The sequence below is a fragment of the Frankia sp. CcWB2 genome (assembly GCF_977927585.1).
Window position 1 is genome coordinate 7034 of sequence record NZ_CDWRCM010000069.1, and the last position, 4142, is coordinate 11175.

The following is a 4142-nucleotide window of genomic DNA, read 5'->3' on the forward strand; positions in this document are numbered from 1 at the left end:
GGCGGTAGGTGTCTTCGTTGCCGGAGGCGAGCGCCAGCTGAGCGTCGCGTCCGAGCAACAGTGTCGCAGTCGCCTCGTCGCCGGCCCGACGCGCCTCCAGGCCCCGTAGCACCGCGGCCGGGAGTTCCACCTGGTCGGTGTAGTGGGTGACTGGGTCGCTGATCCGGCTCCACTGGGTCTCATCGTCCGTCCAAACCGCTCGGACCAGCGCCTTTGACGCCACCCGGCCGTCGACGACGAGGCTGACCCGCGCCGCCGACGTCTCGGTTCCCAGCGCGCGGGCGGGCACCTGGACACTCAGGTGGTAGTCGCGCGACTCGATTCCCCACGCGCCGGTAGGGTAGCCGAAGCAGCGTTCGTCCGCGGGCGTGGCCTCGCCCGTCAGATCACGTACCACGGGTGCGACCTCCGCGGTGAAGACGCTCATCAGTCCTCCACCCGGGCGGCCACCACCGTGATGTTGTCGTGTCCCCCGGAGTCGATGGCGAAATCGACGAGGTGGCGGGCGACGTCGATGGCCTCGCAGTGGGGTGGGAGCTGGTTGACCAGCGCGGCCATCACGTCGGGCCGGGACACGTAGTTCCACAGCCCGTCGCTGCAGACCAGTACCGTGGCCGGCGCCTCGATTGGGAACATCTCGGTGTGCGGCACGACGTCCTCGACGTCGCCGCCCAGCCAGCGGGTGAGGGTGTGCGCCCGCCGGTGTGTCTCGGCCTCGTTGGCTGGGATGAGCCCCGCGCGCGCGGCCTCAGCCGCCCAGGTGTCGTCGGCGGTCAGCCGCTCGCACCAGCGCGGACCGAGCAGGTAGACCCGGCTGTCGCCGACCCAGCCGACCGTGACCATGCCCGGGCCGTCCGGGGTCGGCGGGGTGACGATGGCCGCGGCGAACGTGCACGACGGCGCCATCCGCCCCTCGGCCGCGCTGAGTTGGGCGATGGTCGCCTGGGCCGCGTCGACGGCGGCGTGCAGCGCGGCCTCGGCGTCCTCCGGGGAGAACCCGCCGACGACCGTGCGGGGCGATGTTCGTGGCTTCTTGTAGTCGGCATACGACGGTTCGAGGATGTCGAGCATCTCCTCGGCCCGGCTGACGCCGCGCGACGGGCGGGTGTCGTGGTGGACGGGGCGCCCCGGGCCGTGGGCACGCACCGCATCCGCGAGGACGGCCATGGCGGTGGTCGCCGCGGCGGCCGAGGCCTGCCCGGAGCCCGGAGTGGTCGACACGCCGTCACACACCACCGCGATCAGCGTGCCGTACACGACGGCCAGGCCCATGGCGTCCTCGTTGGTGGTGTGCCGGACGCCGCGGTCGCACACGCCGGCGAGCTGGCCGAGGTCGACCTCGCTGTGGTCGGCGTCGCCGTGGCCGGGGTCCGGACCCTCCAGCCCGTGACCACAGACCTCGCAGTACCGGTCGTCGGCATACACCGGCGCCGCACACACCGGGCAGCGACCCAGGTCGTCGTCGAGTTCGAACGGCCCCCCGGTGATCTGGTAGGCGACTGTGGGGGCGTCGTCATGCGGGTTGAGGTCCACCGTCATGCCGCCGGGAGAAATCGGCCGCGGCCGGAAACAGCCGGGGGAACGCATGCGGGCGGTGTGCGCAGAGCCATGTGCTGGGTGCCTCCTGCCCCTGACGGTCCGGGCCTTGACGGTTGGGTCGCTAACGGCCGGATCGTCGATGCTCGCCGTGGCCGTCTCGGGACACCGACGGCGCGCGCCCGATGATCGACCGAGGTGGTCACACTCGTCGAGCTGGTCATCACGCATTCATGGAGACGTATTCTCCCAGCTTCCCCCGCGGCACGTCGAGGGTGCAGATCGCCGTGCCGGCGACCTGATCCGACGCGCCCGCCATCGTCGGCGGGCGACCCTAAAAGAGCGTAAAGGCCGGGGGTGGATGGTGGCAGGGCCCCCGCACTCCGGGGAACCCCGGGCCCGCCGGTCGGCGTGGTGATGCGCACCTGACCCTCCTGACGCCGGTGAGGGGCGGCCGGACCACGTCAGGTCGGGCCGTGGGCCTGCCGGCCCTCAGGATAGGGCGCCGGGTCCCCGGAAACAGCCATGTCGAGGTATGCCCATGGCAGAGCTCCTCCGCCGAGCTCCTGCCGAGCTCTCGCTGAGCGTGCCCCGACACGCCGGTGTCGTCCGCTGTATACCATGGTCACATGGTCATTCCCCGGGCGTGTACTGGTCGGTGGTCCTGATGGCCGGCGCCGCTCGCCGGGGCGGTGGGATCGCCCGCGGCGGTCAGGGCGGTCGGGCCGCCAAGTCCGGTTCCCACCGCAAGGGGGCCTCCACGGGCAGCGGCGGTCACGGCCGCAAGGCGCTGGAGGGCCGTGGGGCCACGCCGCCCGCGCAGCTGCGCCCCGGCCATCCCGCCCAGCGTCGTGCGGCGGCGGCTGCTGCGGCCCGTTCCGCATCGGCCGGAGCCGAGCGGGGTCGAGCGGCCGCCGGCCGGCGCGGGGATGGTGGCCGCGCCGTCGCCGCTGCGGCCACCACCGGGCCGAGCGCCGCGGGGGGTTCCGCGGGGACCGGGCGCCCACGGCGGACCGAGGGCGACGAGCTGGTGGTCGGGCGCAACGCGGTGGTCGAGGCGCTGCGGGCCGGGGTGCCGTCGTCGACCCTTTTCATCGCCGGCGGGCTGGACTTCGACGAGCGGCTCGCCGACGCCCGCCGACTCGCCGGGCGGGCCGGGATCGCCGTGGCCGACGTCGGCCGCACGGATCTCGACCGGATGTGTGGCACCGCTCCGCATCAGGGTCTCGTCCTCGTGGTACCGCCGTTCCGGTATGCCCATCCGGATGATCTCCTCGCCCGCGCGCGCTCGTCCCCCCCCGGTCTGCTGCTGGCGCTGGACGGGGTCACCGATCCCCGCAACCTCGGGGCTGTGGTGCGCTCGGCCGCCGCCTTCGGTGCCCATGGCGTCGTCGTTCCGGAGCGTAGGGCCGCCGGCATGACCGCCGCGGCCTGGAAGACCTCGGCGGGGGCCGCCGCCCGGCTGCCGGTGGCGCGCGCCACCAACCTGGCCCGCACGCTCGTCTCCTACGCGGCGGGCGGCCAGTTCGTCGTCGGTCTGGCCGTGGGCGGCGAGGTGAGCATCGACGAGCTCACGATGGCGACCGACCCACTCGTCCTGGTGATCGGCTCCGAGGGACGCGGGTTGTCCAGGCTGGTCGAGCATCGCTGCGACGTGAGGGTCCGGATCCCCATGGCGGGTGCGGTGGAGTCCCTCAACGCGGGGGTGGCCGCTGGGATCACGCTGGCCGAGATCGCCCGCCGCCGTCGGATCGGCTGAGCCGGCCGATCGGTGGGTCCGCCGGGTCTCCGCCGCCGGGCGGGGCTGCGGAAGTTGACCTGGCCGGCGTCGCCGTGACCGGGAAACCGTGACCGGGAAACGTAGCGCGCAGCCCCGTGTCCCGGAGGGGACACGGGGCTGCTGGCCGCGCGCCGATCAGTACCGGCCGGGCGCGGACAGTGAAAGCTGGCGCGGGAAGTCGGGCAGCTCAGATCTTGTGACCCCAGCACGGCTTCGATGCGTACCAGGGGCTCGTCCCCTGCTGGGCGTACAGGATGCGGGCGCGGTGCCACTGCTCGGCGACGCTGGCGTGCTGCGGCAGACCCTTGCCGCCGACCCCGCGCCAAGTGCTGGGCAGGAACTGGAACAGCCCGCCGGCGCCGATGGAGTTGACCACGCGCGGGTTTCCCCCGGACTCACACGGAATCACCTTGGAGAGGAAGCGGTCGGCATTCGTCGACGCGCTGGCCGGCTGGGACAGCGCGAGGCCACCGCCGATCGAGGCCGTGAGAGTGGTGGCGGCGATCAAGGCCCGGGAACCGAGCCTGATGCGGTTGAGGCCACGAGCGAGCGAACGAGCGTTGGACATTGAGTTGCCCTTCCCCACGCCTGCGAGGTGAGCTGTCGGGTTCGGGCTGGGAATGCCCGGCCGCGCATCGCGGCTTCACCCCGAGAACGCCTTTTCGTGGCGCCCGGAATTGGTTCCCCCGCTCCTGCCGAAGGTTTGATTCTCGTCGAGCGGGGGCAGGATTCGGCGTGCCGCCCGACGCATGCCATCAGGTGACGGCACGGCAATGAACATAGCTGAGAGCGACCCAGGAAAAACAAGAGTACGTGAGGATGCACA

3 protein-coding genes, 1 pseudogene and 1 riboswitch are annotated in these 4142 nt (G+C 72.6%); of the genes and pseudogenes, 1 reads left to right on the top strand and 3 read right to left on the bottom strand.

All coding sequences use genetic code 11. The annotated features are described in order from the left end of the window. Both ACY45C_RS09655 and ACY45C_RS09660 read right to left on the bottom strand, forming a co-directional pair. A pseudogene (locus ACY45C_RS09655) lies at positions 1-427 on the bottom strand (hypothetical protein); the annotation flags it as partial. After that, entirely contained in the window at positions 427-1587 is a 1161-nt protein-coding gene (locus ACY45C_RS09660; protein ID WP_462187286.1) for a PP2C family protein-serine/threonine phosphatase, read from the bottom strand. The pseudogene ACY45C_RS09655 and the gene ACY45C_RS09660, both read right to left, overlap by 1 nt. A gap of 616 nt (positions 1588-2203) precedes the next feature. On the opposite strand from ACY45C_RS09660, the gene rlmB reads away from it, so the two are divergent. Then, positions 2204-3295 (top strand): 23S rRNA (guanosine(2251)-2'-O)-methyltransferase RlmB, encoded by a 1092-nt coding sequence (gene rlmB / locus ACY45C_RS09665; protein WP_462187287.1) that lies wholly within the window; start codon positions 2204-2206, stop codon positions 3293-3295. A gap of 208 nt (positions 3296-3503) precedes the next feature. Here the strand turns inward: rlmB and ACY45C_RS09670 are convergent, their stop codons facing one another. Then, entirely contained in the window at positions 3504-3884 is a 381-nt protein-coding gene (locus tag ACY45C_RS09670) for a transglycosylase family protein (RefSeq protein ID WP_462187288.1), read from the bottom strand. A gap of 2 nt (positions 3885-3886) precedes the next feature. Further along, positions 3887-4062: riboswitch (cyclic di-AMP (ydaO/yuaA leader) on the bottom strand. Positions 4063-4142 lie beyond the last annotated feature (80 nt).

Excerpts from the sequence above, each read along its gene's own strand:
- ACY45C_RS09660 (WP_462187286.1), bottom strand. The coding sequence starts at position 1,587 with ATGCGTTCCCCCGGCTGTTTCCGGCCGCGGCCGATTTCTCCCGGCGGC.
- rlmB (WP_462187287.1), top strand. The coding sequence starts at position 2,204 with ATGGCCGGCGCCGCTCGCCGGGGCGGTGGGATCGCCCGCGGCGGTCAG.
- ACY45C_RS09670 (WP_462187288.1), bottom strand. The coding sequence starts at position 3,884 with ATGTCCAACGCTCGTTCGCTCGCTCGTGGCCTCAACCGCATCAGGCTC.